At 66.2% G+C, this 16,469-nt stretch carries 14 protein-coding genes; 3 read left to right on the forward strand and 11 right to left on the reverse strand.

What is annotated here, in order from left to right; translation table 11 throughout:
* Window positions 1–2 precede the first annotated feature (2 nt).
* Together D2N39_RS17130 and D2N39_RS17135 are read right to left on the reverse strand one after the other, a co-directional pair.
* A complete protein-coding gene (locus D2N39_RS17130; RefSeq protein ID WP_119135999.1) occupies window positions 3–1,100 on the reverse strand; it encodes a UDP-N-acetylglucosamine--N-acetylmuramyl-(pentapeptide) pyrophosphoryl-undecaprenol N-acetylglucosamine transferase in 1,098 nt (365 codons plus the stop codon).
* 1 nt (window position 1,101) lies between these two features.
* A complete protein-coding gene (locus tag D2N39_RS17135; protein ID WP_119136000.1) occupies window positions 1,102–2,268 on the reverse strand; it encodes a peptidoglycan glycosyltransferase FtsW in 1,167 nt (388 codons plus the stop codon).
* 236 nt (window positions 2,269–2,504) lie between these two features.
* On the opposite strand from D2N39_RS17135, the gene murD reads away from it, so the two are divergent.
* Window positions 2,505–3,905, forward strand: coding sequence for a UDP-N-acetylmuramoyl-L-alanine--D-glutamate ligase (gene murD / locus D2N39_RS17140; protein WP_119136098.1), 1,401 nt, complete (start codon window positions 2,505–2,507; stop codon window positions 3,903–3,905).
* A gap of 137 nt (window positions 3,906–4,042) precedes the next feature.
* On the opposite strand, the gene D2N39_RS17145 is transcribed toward murD, so the two are convergent.
* The 9 genes from D2N39_RS17145 to D2N39_RS17185 form a co-directional block, all read right to left on the reverse strand.
* On the reverse strand, window positions 4,043–4,723 hold the full coding sequence (locus tag D2N39_RS17145; protein WP_119136001.1) for a DUF2161 family putative PD-(D/E)XK-type phosphodiesterase: 681 nt from the start codon (window positions 4,721–4,723) through the stop codon (window positions 4,043–4,045).
* Between the two features lie 4 nt (window positions 4,724–4,727).
* Complete coding sequence (gene mraY, locus D2N39_RS17150) at window positions 4,728–5,810, reverse strand: phospho-N-acetylmuramoyl-pentapeptide-transferase (protein WP_119136002.1); 1,083 nt, start codon at window positions 5,808–5,810, stop codon at window positions 4,728–4,730.
* Window positions 5,810–7,252 (reverse strand): UDP-N-acetylmuramoyl-tripeptide--D-alanyl-D-alanine ligase, encoded by a 1,443-nt coding sequence (locus D2N39_RS17155; RefSeq protein WP_119136003.1) that lies wholly within the window; start codon window positions 7,250–7,252, stop codon window positions 5,810–5,812. Before D2N39_RS17155 ends, mraY begins: the two co-directional genes overlap by 1 nt.
* On the reverse strand, window positions 7,252–8,727 hold the full coding sequence (locus D2N39_RS17160) for a UDP-N-acetylmuramoyl-L-alanyl-D-glutamate--2,6-diaminopimelate ligase (protein WP_119136004.1): 1,476 nt from the start codon (window positions 8,725–8,727) through the stop codon (window positions 7,252–7,254). The genes D2N39_RS17155 and D2N39_RS17160 overlap by 1 nt, the downstream gene beginning before the upstream one ends.
* 15 nt (window positions 8,728–8,742) lie before the next feature.
* Window positions 8,743–10,533, reverse strand: a complete 1,791-nt coding sequence (locus D2N39_RS17165; protein WP_119136005.1) for a peptidoglycan D,D-transpeptidase FtsI family protein — start codon at window positions 10,531–10,533, stop codon at window positions 8,743–8,745.
* Window positions 10,530–10,883: a cell division protein FtsL gene (gene ftsL / locus D2N39_RS17170; RefSeq protein WP_119136006.1), complete on the reverse strand. Its 354-nt coding sequence runs from the start codon at window positions 10,881–10,883 to the stop codon at window positions 10,530–10,532. Before ftsL ends, D2N39_RS17165 begins: the two co-directional genes overlap by 4 nt.
* Window positions 10,883–11,863, reverse strand: a complete 981-nt coding sequence (gene rsmH, locus D2N39_RS17175; RefSeq protein WP_119136007.1) for a 16S rRNA (cytosine(1402)-N(4))-methyltransferase RsmH — start codon at window positions 11,861–11,863, stop codon at window positions 10,883–10,885. Before rsmH ends, ftsL begins: the two co-directional genes overlap by 1 nt.
* Window positions 11,864–11,866: 3 nt before the next feature.
* Window positions 11,867–12,394, reverse strand: coding sequence for a division/cell wall cluster transcriptional repressor MraZ (gene mraZ / locus D2N39_RS17180; RefSeq protein WP_119136008.1), 528 nt, complete (start codon window positions 12,392–12,394; stop codon window positions 11,867–11,869).
* Between the two features lie 803 nt (window positions 12,395–13,197).
* Window positions 13,198–14,274 (reverse strand): Mrp/NBP35 family ATP-binding protein, encoded by a 1,077-nt coding sequence (locus D2N39_RS17185; RefSeq protein ID WP_119136009.1) that lies wholly within the window; start codon window positions 14,272–14,274, stop codon window positions 13,198–13,200.
* A gap of 267 nt (window positions 14,275–14,541) precedes the next feature.
* Here D2N39_RS17185 and D2N39_RS17190 point away from each other — a divergent pair, with 267 nt between their 5' ends.
* Window positions 14,542–14,757 (forward strand): DUF1127 domain-containing protein, encoded by a 216-nt coding sequence (locus D2N39_RS17190; protein WP_199725288.1) that lies wholly within the window; start codon window positions 14,542–14,544, stop codon window positions 14,755–14,757.
* 551 nt (window positions 14,758–15,308) lie between these two features.
* On the forward strand, window positions 15,309–16,454 hold the full coding sequence (locus D2N39_RS17195) for a benzoate/H(+) symporter BenE family transporter (protein ID WP_119136010.1): 1,146 nt from the start codon (window positions 15,309–15,311) through the stop codon (window positions 16,452–16,454).
* Window positions 16,455–16,469: the final 15 nt, after the last annotated feature.

The following is a 16,469-nucleotide window of genomic DNA, read 5'->3' on the forward strand; positions in this document are numbered from 1 at the left end:
GGTCACTCTTTCCGGGCAAGGCGCAGAACCAGGTCGACCAGCCGTTCGGTGGCATCGGGTCGGCCCTGCGCAAGGGCATTGGCGGCCATACGCCCGGCCGCCTGCGGCTGCGTCAGCACGGCGGCCATTTGCGCGGTCAGGGTGGCGGGGTCAAGGGCGGATTCGGGGATCAGGATGGCGGCCTCGGCCGAAACCAGCCCCCGCGCATTGGCGGTCTGGTGGTCTGCGGTGGCCGCCGCGAAGGGGATCAGGATCGCCGGGCGCCCGATCACCGAAATATCGGCGATGGACGAAGCCCCCGAGCGCGACACCACAAGCTGCGCCTCGGACAGGCGGCGCGGGATGTCGGCGAAGAAGGGTTCGACCTCGGCCATGATCCCGGCTTCTGCATAGGCTGCCGCCACCCGATCCATATCCTCCGCGCGCGCCTGATGGGCGACACGCAGGTTGCGGCGCACTTCTTCGGGCAGTGCCGCGATGGCGGCGGGCACCACATCCGACAGGATACGCGCGCCCTGACTGCCACCGATGGCCACAAGGCTCATCGGATAGTCACCGGGCGGAATGTAGGGGGCGCCGGCGCGATCCAGCACCGCCTGCCGCACCGGATTGCCGGTATGGATGCCCTCGACCCCGTCGGGCAGGGCCGTGGGCCAAGTGCCGCAGGCGACAAGGTTCACACGGCGGGCAAAGACCTGATTGACCCGCCCCAGCACGCCATTCTGTTCGTGGATCATCCGCGGCAGCCGCAGCAGGGTCGCAGCGGCCAGCGCCGGGATCGACGGATAGCCACCGAAGCCCACCACGACCTCGGGCCGGTCGCGCAGCAGCGCCAGCACCGCCGAGCCCACGCCCGCCGCGATGCGGAAGGGCACCAGCGCTTTCGCCGCGACCCCGCCACGGGCGAAGGTGGCCGAGGCCACCTGTTCCACCACCACCTTGGTCGGGAAGCCCCCGGCATAGCGGGCACCGCGCGCATCGGTTGACAGTTTCACCCGCCAGCCCCGCGCGATCATCGCCTCGGCCAGGGCCTGCGCCGGGAACATATGACCCCCGGTCCCCCCGGCCGCGATCAGCAGAAGTGGTGCCTGCGCTGTCATCTCAGCGCCCCCGACGGAACAGCAGGTCGTGCAGCTCGTTCTGCGGCCGGGTCCGGGTCAGCGCCAGCAACATGCCGACAGTGATGCCCGCCGCGATAACCGACGATCCCCCGTAGCTGACGAAAGGCAGCGTCATTCCCTTGGCGGGTAGCAGACGCACCGCCACACCCATGTTGATCATCGCTTGCACACCGAAGATGCAAGCCAGCCCGGCACCGGCCAGCCGCACGAAGGGGTCGCGCTCTTTCATCAGGCGGAACATCGACCGCACGACAACCGTGCCATAAAGCGCAAGGATGCACAGCACCAGCAGCAGGCCATATTCCTCGGCCGCCACCGCAATGATGAAATCGGTATGCGCGTCGGGCAGCGTCCATTTCACTTGACCGCCACCGACGCCCACGCCGAAGAAGCCGCCTTCCTGAATGGCATTGGTCGCATAGCCAAGCTGCGAGCGCGGGTCGATGTCGGCGGCGAGGAACCCGTCAATCCGACGCGCGAAGTGTTCCGAGGCACCATAGGCCACAACCCCGCCGCCCGCGATCAGCGCCAGAACGACAGAAATCAGCAGGAAGGGAGCACCTGCAACGAAATAGACCACGCCCCAGCCGAACAGCACCAGCATGGATTGCCCGAAATCGGGCTGCGTCGCCAGAAAGCCTACCACGGCAAGGGTGATGACGAAGGAAATGCTCTTGCCCGGCGGGCCATTCAGTTCCTGACTGGCCGCCATCAGCCAAGCGGTCACGATGATGAAACCGGGTTTCAGAAATTCGGAAGGCTGGAACGAGGCGAAGCCCAGCGAGAACCAGCGCACCGCGCCCTTGCCGAAATCGGTCCCGAAGACCGGCAGCAACGCAAGCGCCACGAAGGACAATGCAAAACCAACGATTCCCAGACGCCGCACCATCTCGGGCGGCAGCATCGAAGTGCCCAGCATGGCCACCAGCGCCAGCGCACCAAAGAACGCCTGCCGCTGCACATAATGGAACGGATCCAGCCCGTTGCGCGTCGCCAGCGGAACCGAGGCCGCCAGTCCCAGCAGGATGCCGATGCCGAACAGGATCAACACCGCCGCCAATGTCCATTTGTCGAGCGTCCGCCACCAACGGGGGAGAACCGGCTCGGTGACCCGTACGGGCATCGAACCATAGACCATCTCAGTCATGGGAACCGCCTGATTTGCCTGCTTGCCTAAAGCTGCCGGTTTGCCCGGCTTGAGGATCAGCCTAACGGGATTCCGCCCGCAAGGCCAGTGGAATTGCATGGCAGGTTCGGCGCCCGAGGCATCACGCTACCGTGCGCGGGTGCCGGAAAAAACACGGGCCCGCCCGGAAATTCCACCGCTTGCAGGCGCCGCCCCCGTCGCCCATTCTGCGCGCCGAAATGACGGCGGGGGGCGGGATGATTCCGGTTCAGGGATATGCAGGGCGCAAGGTGGCAGTTCTGGGGCTGGGACGTTCGGGCCTCGCCACGGCGCGTGCGCTGAAGGCAGGCGGGGCCGAACCCCTGCTGTGGGACGACAGCCCGGAAGCGCGGGCCAAGGCCGAGGCCGAGGGCTTTGCCTGCACCGATCTGATGAAACAGGGCGCCTTTGACGGCGTGGCCTGTCTGATCACCTCGCCCGGCATCCCGCATCTGTATCCGCAGCCCAACAAGGTGATCGCCCGCGCGCTCGACCTTGGTGTGCCGGTCGATAATGACATCGGCCTGTTCTTCCAAAGCCTCGGTGCCGCCGACTGGGCGAAGTTCGACACCGCCCCCCGGGTGATCTGCGTCACCGGATCGAACGGCAAATCCACCACCACGGCACTGATCCACCATATCCTGCAAGTCGCCGGGCGGCCAACACAGATGGCGGGCAATATCGGCCGCGGTGTGCTGGATATCGACCCGCCGCAGGATGGCGAGGTCATCGTGCTGGAACTGTCCAGCTACCAGACCGACCTCGCTCGCGCCCTGACGCCCGATGTGGCGGTGTTCACCAACCTCTCGCCCGATCATCTGGACCGCCACAACGGCATGGGCGGCTATTTCGCGGCCAAGCGCCGGCTGTTCGCCGAGGGCGGCCCGGATCGCTGCATCGTCGGCGTGGATGAGACCGAGGGGCGCTTCCTCGCCAACCAGATGGCGCAGGGACCAGAAGACGACCGGGTGATCCGCGTCTCCTCCGGCACGAAGCTCGAAGGCTTTGGCTGGTCGGTCTTTGCCCGCAAGGGTTTCCTTGCCGAATGGCGGCGCGGCAAGCAGATGGCCTCCATCGACCTGCGTGAGATTTCGGGGCTGCCCGGTGCCCACAACCACCAGAATGCCTGCGCCGCCTATGCCGCCTGCCGCGCGCTGGGGCTGGCACCCAAGCTGATTGAACAGGCGCTGCAATCCTTCGGCGGCCTGCCGCATCGCAGCCAGCTGGTCGGCGAAAGGAATGGCGTCCGCTTCGTGAATGACAGCAAGGCCACCAATGTCGACAGTGCCGCCAAGGCGCTGCAAGCCTTTCCAAAGATCCGCTGGATCGCCGGTGGCATGGGCAAGGATGGTGGCATCACCGCGCTGGAGCCCTTCCTCGGCTCGGTGGTGAAAGCCTATCTCATCGGCCATTCCGCCCGCGACTTCGCGCTTCAGATCGGCAGCACCCCGCACGAAATCTGCGAGACGATGGCGCGCGCCGTAGCCCGCGCAGCAGAGGAAGCCGAGCCGGGCGATGTGGTGCTGCTTGCCCCCGCTGCCGCCAGCTTTGACCAGTATCCGAACTTCGAAAAACGCGGCGAGGATTTCACCGCTCAGGTCCAAGCGCTGCTGTCGTAAGGGGGCTCTGCCCCCGCGCCTTTGGCGCCCCCCCCGGGATATTTGGACCAAGATGAATGGCAAGGGCGTTCATCTTGGCAATAAATATCCCGGGGTGAACGGGCCGCAGGCCCGGAGGGGCAGCGCCCCTGACCTTGCTACAGCTCCGCCAGCGCCCCTGCGTGATCTTCCAGCGCGGCGCAGCCCTTCGGGGTCAGCGCATAGATCCCGCGCGCGGCGCGTTCGAACCAGCCGTAGTGATCGGCCCGCAGCATCTCGCCCGCGCAGGCAACACCGGTAGCGGAGGCCAGTGTTTTCGGCGCGGCGGGGCCGGTCGCCAGCGCGCGGGCAAGGCGCAGCGCATCCTGCCGATAGGCGGTCATGCGCGCGCCACCGGGCGTGCCGCCGGTATTGGGGTCACCCACCCGCCGGTCGAACTCGCGCAGGAGCCTTCCGGCCCGTTGCTTCTGCGGCCGCGGGCGGTAAGGGCCGGGGTCGAGATGGGCCTGCACCTTGCCGCTTTCCTCTACCGCCAGCAGGCCAAGACCGAGACGGCGGCAGAGGGCAAGGATGTCGCGGTAGCGCGCGGGCCAGCCACGCGGGCCGGGCGCAGGCACAGCGAGGTAGACGGTGTCAAAAAGGCTGAGCCGCCGCACGCCTTGCAGCACCAGAGGCAAAGTGAAGCTGGTCTTCATCTCCACCACCACCGGCGCCTCCTCGCCCCGACGGGCGAGGATGTCGCAGTGGCCGACCTCGGCCTTCACCGCATAGCCCTGCCCTTCCAGCCAGGCTTTCAGCGCGGGGTAAAGCTCGGCCTCGCGCCGCCGCGCACCCGCCACCGGATCAGCGCACCTTCAGCGTGGCCAGGCCAATCAGCGCAAGGATCAGCGAGATGATCCAGAAGCGGATCACGATCTGCGGCTCGGCCCAGCCCTTCTTTTCGAAATGGTGGTGGATCGGCGCCATGAGGAACACCCGCCGCCCGGTGCGCTTGAAGTAAAGCACCTGGATGATGACGCTCAGCGCCTCGACCACAAAAAGCCCACCGACGATGGCCAGCACGATCTCGTGCTTGGTGCAGACCGCGATCGCGCCCAGCGCGCCACCCAGCGCAAGGCTGCCGGTATCGCCCATGAACACCGCCGCCGGGGGCGCGTTATACCACAGGAAGCCCAGCCCGCCGCCAATCAGTGCAGCCGAGAAGATCAAGAGTTCCCCGGTGCCCGGCACGAAATGCACGCCCAGATATTCGGTGAAGTTGAAGTTGCCGACGACATAGGCGATCACCCCAAGCGTGCCGCCCGCGATCATCACCGGCATGATGGCAAGGCCGTCCAGCCCGTCAGTCAGGTTCACCGCATTGGCGGCGCCGACGATGACGATCATGCCAAAGGGCACGAAGAACCAGCCGAGGTTCAGAAGCGCGTCCTTGAACAGCGGCAAGGCAAGCTGATTGGTCAGTGCTTCGGGATGGAAGCGCGCGGCGGCATAGGCGGCGAGCGCGGCAATCAGCAGGCCCAGCGCCATGCGCACCCGGCCCGAGACGCCCTTGGTGTTCTGTTTGGTGACCTTGGCATAATCGTCGGCAAAGCCGATCAGCCCGAAGCCCAGCGTCACCAGCAGCACGATCCAGACATAGGGGTTGTCGAGCCGCGCCCAAAGCAGGGTCGAAACCATCAGCGCCGACAGGATCAGCAAGCCCCCCATGGTCGGCGTGCCCGCCTTGGAGAAATGCGAGGCCGGGCCGTCGTCGCGGATCGGCTGGCCCTTGCCCTGCTTGCGGCGCAAAAGGTTGATGAGCGGTCTGCCGAACAGGAATCCGAAGATCAGCGCGGTGGCAAAGGCTGCCCCCGCGCGGAAAGTGATGTAGCGGAACAGGTTGAACACGTCGCCCCCGTCCGAAAACTCGGTGAGAAGATACAGCATTACTCTGTTCCCTTGTCGTCTTGGGGGCGGGCCTGCCCCAGTTTGCGCAGCGCCTCGACCAGCAGGCTGACCTTGATGCCCTTTGATCCCTTCACCAGCACGATGTCACCGGCATCGACCAGCGCGCGCAGGCGCGGCAGCAGCTCGGCCGCCGTTTCCACCCATTCGCCGCGTCGGCCTTGCGGCAGAGCCTCATGCAGCGCCTTCATGCGCGGGCCGACGCAATGCACAATGGCAAGGCTGGCAAACGCTGGGTGGTGGGCGATTTCGGCGTGAAGCGCCAGTTCGGTCGGGCCAAGCTCCAGCATGTCGCCCAGAATGGCGATGCGACGGCCCTGACGGATGCGGCCCACGTTATCCTCGGGGCGCAGGATCGACAGCACGTCAAGGCTGGCGGCCATCGAGGCCGGGTTGGCGTTGAAGGCGTCGTCGATCAGCTCGAACCCTTCATCGGCGACCGGATCGGTGGTGATCCGCTCGCGCTGACCCCGGCCTGCCGGGGGCGACCAGCGGCCAAGCCCCTGCGCCGAAAGCGCGGGATCGGCGCCCAGCGCCTCGGCCGAAGCCAGAACGGCGAGCGCGTTGACGGCAAAATGGCGGCCTGGCGACTGCACGCGGAACAGGCGCGGTCCGGCGGGGGTGATGGCCTGCACGGCGCTGGCCTCCGCGCCCCAGTCGGCGCGGTCAATCTGCCAGTCGGCGCCGGTTGCCGCGAAGGTGACGGCACGGGCGCCGGTTTCGGTGGCTTTCGCCAGCAGGATGTCCGATACGTCCAGCCCCGCAGGCAGGATCGCGATACCGCCGGGGCGCAGCCCGTCAAGGATCGCGGCCTTTTCCTGCGCGATTCCTTCAAGCCCGTCGAAGGCGAACAGGTGGGCGGGCGCGACTGTGGTGATGACGGCCACGTCCAGATCGGCCATGCGCGCCAGCGGTGCGATTTCGCCGGGGTGGTTCATGCCGATTTCGATGATGGCGAAATCGGTATCGGCAGGCATCCGCGCCAGCGTCAGCGGCACGCCCCAATGGTTGTTGTAGCTGGCCTCGGCGGCATGCACATGCCCCTGCCCGGTCAGCGTGGCGCGCAGCATCTCTTTCGTCGAGGTCTTGCCGACCGAGCCGGTGACACCCACGACCTTCGCCGCCGTCCGCGCACGGGCGGCACGGCCCAGCGCCTCCAGCCCCTTCAGAACATCGGGAACCAGCAGCAGCGGCGCCTCCGGCGAAACCCCCTCGGGAATACGGCTGACCAGCGCGGCGGCGGCGCCCTGCGCCAAAGCCTGCGCCACGAAATCATGGCCGTCGCGCACATCCTTCAGCGCCACGAACAGATCGCCCGGTCGCAGGCTGCGGGTGTCGATGGAAACGCCATTCGCCGCCCAGTCGCAGGGCGAGGTGCCGCCGGTGGCGGCGATGGCATCGGCAGAGGTCCAGAGCGCGGCCATCAGATCATCCCGTCCAGCGCGGCGACGGCAATCGACGCCTGTTCCACATCGTCGAAGGGATAGACGTCGCCCTTGATGACCTGCCCCGTTTCATGCCCCTTGCCGGCGATCAGCAGCGCGTCCCCCGGTTGCAGGGCATCGACGCCCCGCAAGATGGCCTCGGCCCGGTCGCCGACTTCGTTGGCCTCGGGGCAGGCTTGCAGAATTGCTGCACGAATAGCCGCCGGCTCCTCGCTTCTGGGGTTGTCGTCTGTCACAAACAGAACATCCGCCGCCTCGCGCGCCGCAGCGCCCATCAGCGGGCGCTTGCCCCGGTCACGGTCACCACCGGCGCCGAAAACCACGATCAGCCGACCCATGACATGCGGGCGCAGCGCCTTCAGCGCAGTCGCCAGCGCATCGGGCGTATGGGCGTAATCGACAAAGACCGAGGCACCATTGGCCCGCGTCGCCGCAAGCTGCATCCGCCCGCGCACGCCGGTCAGTTGCGGCAGCACGCGGAACACATCGCCCGGCGCCTCGCCCGCGCCGATGGCAAGACCGGCGGCCAACGCCACATTCTCGGCCTGGAAACCGCCGATGAGATCAAGCCGGATCTGATGCGGCTGCCCCTGCCAGAGGTAGCGCACATCCTGCCCGGTCGCATCGAACCGCTGGCCTGCGATGCAAAGATCGCAGCCCGCGTCATGCCCCACGGTCAGCAGCCGCTGGCCCTTGGCCTCGGCGATCGCCGCCATATCGGCGCCGCGCGGATCGTCCATGTTGATGACCGCCGTTGCGTCGGGCGGCAGCACCCGGTCGAAAAGCCCCGCCTTTGCGGCGAAATAGGCCTCGAAGGTACCGTGGTAATCCAGATGGTCCTGCGTGAAATTGGTGAAGCCCCCGGCCTTCAGCCGCACACCATCCATGCGATGCTGGTCGAGCCCGTGGCTCGACGCCTCCATCGCGGCATGGGTCACGCCCGCCCCGGCCGCCGCCGCCAGCATGGCATGCAGGGTGATCGGGTCCGGCGTGGTATGGGCAGAGGGCGCGGCCCAGGCACCTTCGACCCCGGTGGTGCCGATATTGATGGCGGCATGGCCCAGCGCCATCCAGATCTGCCGGGTGAAGGTCGCGACCGAGGTCTTGCCGTTGGTCCCGGTGACGGCCACCATGGTTTCGGGCTGCGCCCCGAACCAGAGCGCTGCCGCCAGCGCCAGTGCCTGACGTGGATCGGCCACCACCACCAGCGCCATGCCCTCCAGCACGGGTGCGGCGATGCGCGCGCCCTCGGCATCGGTCAGCACCGCGACGGCGCCCATGCGGCGGGCATATTCCACGAATTCCGCCCCATGCATCCGGCTGCCCGGCATGGCTGCGAACAGAAAGCCGGGCTTCACCGCCCGGCTGTCCACCGCAAGCCCGGTCACCCGGACCTCTGCCCCGCCCTTGGCGGTCAGCCCCAGTTCAGCCAGTGTCGCGCTGCGTTCTGTCATGGGACAGCCCCCGTCTCAGTTATGGACGACGGCTGTTAGCGCATTCGCGGGGGGGAGTTCAATCTGCGGCCTGATCCCCAGAAGCGGCGCGACACGACGCACCACCTCGGCCGCGACCGGCACGGCAGTGTAACCGGCGGTCCGGCGCGGCTCGGGGCCTGAGGTATCAACCGGCTCGTCCAGCGTCACGATCAGCACATACCGCGGATTTTCCGCCGGGAACATGCTGGCGAAGGTGTTGATCACCTTGTCCTTGTAATATCCGCCGGTGGGTTTGGGCTTGTCAGCGGTGCCGGTCTTGCCCGCGATGGCATAGCCTTCCAGCTTTGCATAAGACGCCGTGCCATGTTCGACCACGCCAGCGAGCATATCCACCGCCTGCCGCGCCACCCGTTCCGACATGACGCGCGTGCCTTCGGGCGCGGTCTTGCGCCGCAGCAGCGTCGGCGGCACCGCGATTCCCCCGTTGGCGATGGCGGAATAGGCAGCGGCCAGGTGCATCGGGCTGGCCGACAGGCCATGGCCATAAGACACCGTGATCGTCACGATGTCGGACCAGTTCTTCTGCACCAGCGGACGCGAGCTTTTCGCCTCGACCATCTCGATCGGGGTCGGCTCGAAGAAGCCCAGAGACTTCAGGAACGCCTGCTGTTTCAGCCCCCCCACCATCAGCGCCACATGCGCCGTGCCGACGTTCGACGACTTCGCGATGACATCCGCAACCGAGAGATAAGGCCCGTAATTGTGGTTACGGAATTCCTTGATGCGGAACTTGCCCCACACCATTGGCGCATTGGCATCGACCAGCGTGTCGGGCTTCACCAGACCCAGTTCAAGCGCCTGCGCCACCGCAAAAATCTTGAAGGTGGAGCCAAGCTCATACACCCCCTGCACCGCGCGGTTGAACAGCGGGCTGTCACCCGGATCGCCCTTCACCAGCGGATTCGGACGATCGTTCGGGTCGAAATCGGGCAGCGACACGAGGCTGAGGATTTCGCCCGTGCGCACATCCATCAGCACGGCGGCAGCACCCTTGGCGTTCATCATCTTCATGCCGGTGTCCAGAACTTCGGTCACCGCCGATTGCAGCGTGAGGTCCAGCGACAGTTGCAAAGGTTCCGCCGTCTGCGCCGGATCGCGCAGCCGGTCGTCGAGGAACTTCTCAAGCCCCGCCGTGCCGATCACCTCAGCGCTGTTCACGCCCTCGGTGCCGAAGGACGCCCCGCCCAGCACATGCGCGGCCAACCGCCCGTTGGGGTAAAGCCGCATCTCGCGCGGGCCGAACAGCAGACCCGGATCGCCGATCTCGTGCACCTTCTGCATCTGTTCGGGGCTGAGCTTCTTCTTGATCCACAGGAAGCTGCGGCCATCGGTCAGGCGGCGGTGCAGGTCTTCTTCCTTCAGATCCGGGAAAATGACCGCCAGTTCGCGCGCCACGCGGGACGGGTCCACCATATCCTTGGGCTGGGCATAAAGTGCGTGTGTCACCAGATTGGTGGCCATCACCCGGCCATTGCGGTCGGTGATGTCGGCACGCTGCGCGAGGATCGCCGCACCCGGCGCGGCGGAACGCGGCTCCATCGGTTCGGAAGCCGCCAGCAGCCCCATGCGCGCCCCGACCACGGTGAAGGCCATGAAGAACGACAGGCCCAGCAGCAGAAGCCGCCCTTCGGCCCGCTTGCGCGATTTTTCCCGCATCACTTCGTGCCGGGCACGCAGGTTCTCGCGTTCGATACTGTCGGGGTTTTCCCCGGCTGCACGGGCCGAAAGGATACGGGCCAGCGGACGAAGCGGCGTGCGGGTCATGGATTCCCCTCCTGTTCGCCGGAAACATCGACAGGTGCATTCACATCCGGCAGCGGCACGACCGGCACCGGATAGGCCACTTCGCTGGCCAGACCGAACTGTTCCGGCTCCATCGGCAACAGGCGCAGCCTGTCGAAGTTGATGGTCGAAAGCTCGCGCAGCCGGTCGGGGCGGTTCAGATAGGCCCATTCGGCACGCTGGATCGACAATGCCTCGCGCAGATCCGCAATTTCCGAGTTCAGCCGCGACACATCTTTCAGCGCCTGTTGCGTCGCGTAGTTTTCCTTGTAGGCCCAGAAGCCCAGCCCGATGACAGCCGCGAAGGTCAGCAGATAGACAAGGGCACGCATCAGCGGCGTCCTCCTTTGCGGGGCAGCAGCGGCACATCCATCGCCGCAGGGTCAAGCCGGTGCGCGGGCGCTTCGGTCCGGCGACCGACACGCAGCCGGGCAGAGCGCGCCCGCGGATTTTCCGCCAGCTCCACATCATCCGGCCCCACCGCCTTGCGGGTGACCATGGCGAAGCTGGGTGTCTGCGTCTGCGCGGCGGGGGCATAGCGGTTGCCCTGCGATTCGGTGCTGCGGCTCTGGAAGAACCGTTTGACGATGCGATCTTCAAGGCTGTGGAAGGTGACCACCGCCAGCAGCCCGCCGGGGCGCAGCGCGCGTTCCGCTGCCGCCAGCCCCTCGGCCAGCGAGTCGAATTCGGCGTTCACCGCGATGCGGATGGCCTGAAAGCTGCGCGTTGCCGGGTGGCTTTGCCCCGGTTTCGGGCGTGGCAGGCAGCGCGCAACGATTTCGGCCAGTTGCAGGGTGCGGGTGATCGGTTCGACCTTACGCGCCTCGGTAATGGCGCGCGCGATGCGACGCGAGGCGCGCTCCTCACCATAGTGATAAAGGATATCGGCCAGCACGGCCTCATCCGCCTCGTTCACCAGATCGGCGGCAGAGGTGCCATCCTGGCTCATCCGCATGTCCAGCGGGCCATCCTTCTGGAAGGAAAAGCCGCGATCCGCCTGATCAAGTTGCATGGACGAGACACCCAGATCCAGAACGATACCGTCCAGATCCTGTGCATATTCATCCAGTTGCGAGAAGTTTCCGGCCACGAGGCTCAGCCGGTCACCATAGTCGCCGGCCCATGCGGCGGCCATCTGCAACGCCAGCGGGTCACGGTCCACGCCCGTCACATGATCGGCCCCGGCCGCCAGCAGACCGCGCGTGTAGCCCCCTGCCCCGAATGTGCCATCCAGCCAGCGGCCCGAAACCGGGGCGCAGGCATCCAGCAGCGGCCGCAGAAGCACCGGGATATGCGGTGCGCGCTCCTCCACCGGCTATTCCTCCGGCTCGTCGGACAGCAGCGCCAGCAGGTCGGCGCCCTCGGGGATCAGATCGTCCAGATCGTCCTCTTCCTCGGCCGCGGCATTCAGCGCGTCATAGGAATCGCGGCGCCAGATCTGGAAGGTATCCAGCGTGCCCGCAAAGGTCGCCTCGGCACCGTCCTTCAGCATCTCGGCATCCAGACCGATCTTGTCGCGCGCCTTGGGCGGCAGAACGATCCGGCCGTCGTCGTCGATTTCAACCTGTTGCGAGAGGGTGATGAAATTGCGCTCCAGCGCGCGGCGGGGCTTGGAGCCGATCTGCATGCGCCGGATGCGGGCTTCGAGCCGCGCCATCTGCGCCATGGTATAACCTTCGATGAATTCCGCGCCGGGGCGGCCGTAGACCAGAACGAATTTCGGGCGGCTGCCGTCGAAGGAAGGATCACCTGCTTCGAGGACACGCCGGAACGATGCAGGAATCGAGACCCGCGCCTTTCCGTCAACCTTTTGGTTGAACTCGCCTCTGAAGCTTTCCGACACGGTCTGCTGTCCCTGCCCGGTCCTGTTATTTTCGTTGCGCCGGAGTCCCCTCTCAGGCATGATTCGTGGTCGAGACCCAGAAACGAAAGCGGCGGATCGGGCGGCTGCCACTGCCCGATCCGCCGTCTGTCCCATCGCTGGGTCGGCCCGGCTGCACGCGCCACCTGGGGGAGATGTCTGCTCGCCCGCGCGCCGGTCGTATCGTCGAGTAACGGAGGTGCCTGTATGAAGCCTGACTTTTCGCCTGTGGGGTCTTGCTGCCCCGTGCTTTTCATTTCCGCCGCCACTCGATGACCAAGGGATGCCATGGGACTTCATGGTAATCAATGGGATTTTTCGGCCCAGACCTGGAAGATGTTGAGAAGCACCCCAAAGAGTTACAGCATCTGGTAGGTGCAAGGTCGCAAATCCGGCTAATTGTGGCGAAAACATCAGCAGGCGCCCACTAGATATTGGGGCGTGTTTTTTTCGCCACGGAGCAGCCACTTCTGCCCCATGGGATCGTATGGCACCGCGACAACTGACCTGAAAAGCACATTTCACCCCCGAAATCGCGGATCTCACACCCGACTCGGGGCTAAATCACGCCTCAGTGATTCGTGAGACAGCGCGATTCCGCGTGAAGCCCGGCCCGATCCCATGGGATTCCCTGATTTCTGGAAGGCCGTTCCCATGAATTCCCGGTCTTCCCCTGATTTCTCGGCAGCCCCATGCCGTCCCGATCCGGAAAATCCCGTTTCGGGCTGCACAAACGAAAACGCCCGCCAGAAGGCGGGCGTCCGGGATCGCATGGGAAAGGCGGCTCAGGCCATGCCACCGTCAATCAGGCGACGGGCAAGCCGGGCATAGGCCTCGGCCATCGCCCCCTGCCCCGCCGCGATCGGCGTGCCGGCGTCGCCCGCCAGCCGCGTGTCCAGATCCAGCGGCAATTCGCCAAGGAAGGGCACGCCGAGTTTTGCCGCCTCGGCCGCCACGCCGCCATGGCCGAACAGATGCGCCTCATGCCCGCAGTTGGGGCAGACATAGGTAGACATGTTCTCGATCAGACCCAGCACCGGAACCTTGAGCTTGCCGAACATATCCAGCGCCTTGCGCGCATCCAGCATCGCCACATCCTGCGGGGTGGAAACCACAACAGCCCCGGTCAGCGCAAACCGCTGGCTGAGCGTCAGTTGAATATCGCCGGTGCCGGGTGGCAGGTCGATCAGCAGAATATCCAGATCGCCCCAGGCCACCTGCTCGATCAGTTGTTGCAGCGCCCCCATCAGCATCGGGCCGCGCCAGATCACCGCCTCGTCCTCTTTCAGCATGAAGCCGATGGACATGACGGTGACACCATGCGCCTGAAGCGGGATGATGGTTTTGCCGTCCGGGCTGGCGGGGCGCTTGTTCACCCCCATCATGCGCGGCTGGCTGGGGCCATATATATCGGCGTCCAGCAGCCCAACCCGTCGGCCCTGCCGGGCCAGCGCCACCGCGAGGTTCGACGAGACGGTGGATTTCCCGACGCCCCCTTTGCCCGAGCCGATGGCCACGATGCGGTCGATCCCGCTGACCCGCTTGGGTCCGCCCTGATGCGGCGCGGCATGGCCACCGATCTTGAGCCCCTGCGGCGGGGCTGCCTTGGGCGCGGGACCATGGGCTGTCATCACGACCTGAACATTGCGCAGACCCGGCAGCGCCCGCAGCGCCGCTTCGGCCGCGGCCTGCACCGGCGCCAACACCTGCGCCTCGGCCGGGGTGGGCGCCTCGATCACGAAGGCCACGGTATCGCCTTCGACCCGCAGCGCGCGAATCAAGTCGCGGTCGACCAGATTGCCGCCCCCCGGCAGCGCGACCCGCGCCAGAACCGCCAGAACCTCTTCGCGTGAAACCGTCATGCGGACCTCCTGTCTTGCGGGCAGAGCCTTGTTCACGTTACGTCAAAGTGCAAGGCCCGTTTACCATTTGCTCAAAAAACTGGCGATGCGCTTGGAAATGATCAAGATTTTCCTCGCGTCAGCCATGCGGAAGCCGCATAGCTGCAATGCGGCGAAACAGGATTGTGCACATGCAGCATTTGCCCCATTTTGATCTCAACAGCGCAGGACAGGGATCGACAGACCCGAAGATGTGAGCGCTAAACCGAAGACTTGAGGCTGACTGAAATGGCTTATGTAAACACCACCCGCGTCGCGCATATCAGCGTTGCCGACCGTATCATGGGTCTGGTGGACGGCATCCGCAAGATGCAGGCCCGCCGGGCGATCTACCGGCAGACCCTGCGTGAACTGAATGCGCTGAGCACCCGCGAACTGGCGGATCTGGGCATCCATCGCTCGATGATCACCCGTCTGGCGCAAGAAGCGGCCTACGGCAAATAAGTATCTTTGCCGGGTTCCACCTCCTCCCGGAACCCGATGCAAAAGCGGCGACATCGCTCCTCCTCCCTAGATGTCGCCGCCCTTCTATAACGGAAACCCCGGTTTCCAGAGTTTGCGCGGCCCCTCCTCCTCCCTGGGCCTGTCGCAAAAGCGGCGATCCCCTCCTCCTCCCTGGGATTGCCGCAAGCCATACGGGCCTTACCTGCCCGGAACGGTTCCCTGGCCCCTCCTCCTCCCTAGGCCGTGGGATCGGCGACAGCCCCCTCCTCCTCCCTGGGGTTGTCGCAATCCATTCGGGTCGTATGACCCAACAGGTTCATGGCCCCTCCTCCTCCCTGGGCCATGGAAAACGCGGCGCCCCCTCCTCCTCCCTGGGGTGTCGCACCGAAACAGCCGCCCCTCCTCCTCCCTGGGCGGATGTTGAAAATGGACGGCGGCACCCCTCCTCCTCCCTGGGTGTCGCCGTTTCCATTTTGGTGGGCCATCCCCCCCCTTGCATCACGCCACGCCCGCGCCCATGGTCCGGCAGATTGCCACCAGAGGATGCGCCCGTGCCGATTTCCGTCATTTCCGCTGCCCTTGTTGCCGCCCTGGTTGGCTATGGCTCCACCATCGCGCTGGTTCTGGCGGCGGCGGCGGCGCTGGGGGCTTCGCCCGCGCAGACCGCAAGCTGGGTGCTGGCAATCTGCATCGGAAAGGCCGTCGGCTCCGCATGGCTGAGCTGGTCAAACCGCATCCCGGTCGTGCTGGCCTGGTCCACCCCCGGCGCCGCGCTGATTGCCGCGACCGAGGGCATCGGTATGGCGCAGGCGGTGGGCGCCTTCGTGCTGGCGGGGTTGTTGGTGCTGGCGACAGGGCTGATTCAGCCCTTGGGCCGTCTGGCGCAACGTATACCCGATGGCATTGCCGGGGGGATGCTGGCCGGCGTTCTGCTGCCCTTTTGCATGAAGCTGCCTGCCGCGGCGCAGGCGGTGCCGGTTTTGGTGCTGCCGGTCATCGCCGCCTTCGCGCTGGTGCGGCTGCGCAATCCGGCCCTTGCGGTTCTGGTGGCGCTGGTGCTGGGCATCGGTGCGGCCTTCGCCAGCGGCATGGCCACCCTGCCCGCGCTGAGCCTGCCGCTGCCAAACCTGACCTTCATTGCGCCCGAATTCGACCCCGGCACGCTGATCGGCCTTGGCCTGCCGCTTTATCTGGTGACCATGGCCTCGCAGAATCTGCCGGGATTCGCCACGCTGCGGGCCGCCGGATACGAGCCGCCGGTGCGCGCCGGGCTGGTGACGACGGGCGGGATTTCCGCCGTGATCGGGCTGTTTGGCGCGCATACGATTTCCATGGCCGCGATCACCGCCGCGATCTGTCTGGGCGACGACGTGCATCCCGACCGCAGCCGCCGCTGGATCGTCGGGCTGGTCTATGCCGGTTTCTGGGTGCTGCTGGGCTTGCTTACGCAACCGATTCTGGCGCTGCTGTCGGCGCTGCCGGTCGAGTTGATCACCGCTATCGTGGCGCTGGCGCTGCTGGGACCGTTCATGGGGGCGGCGACCCATGCCTTCACGCCGCCGGAAACCCGCTTTGCGGCCGCGATCACGCTGGCGGTTACCGCCTCGGGTGCGGCGGTGCTGGGGATAGGCGCAGCCTTCTGGGGGCTGATGGCGGGGCTTGCCTTTCACGCGCTGGAACGGCTGAAACGGCGCTAGGGGGCGCTCGCGCCC

The sequence above is a fragment of the Gemmobacter lutimaris genome, from assembly GCF_003570715.1.
Classification (GTDB): Bacteria; Pseudomonadota; Alphaproteobacteria; order Rhodobacterales; family Rhodobacteraceae; genus Gemmobacter; species Gemmobacter lutimaris.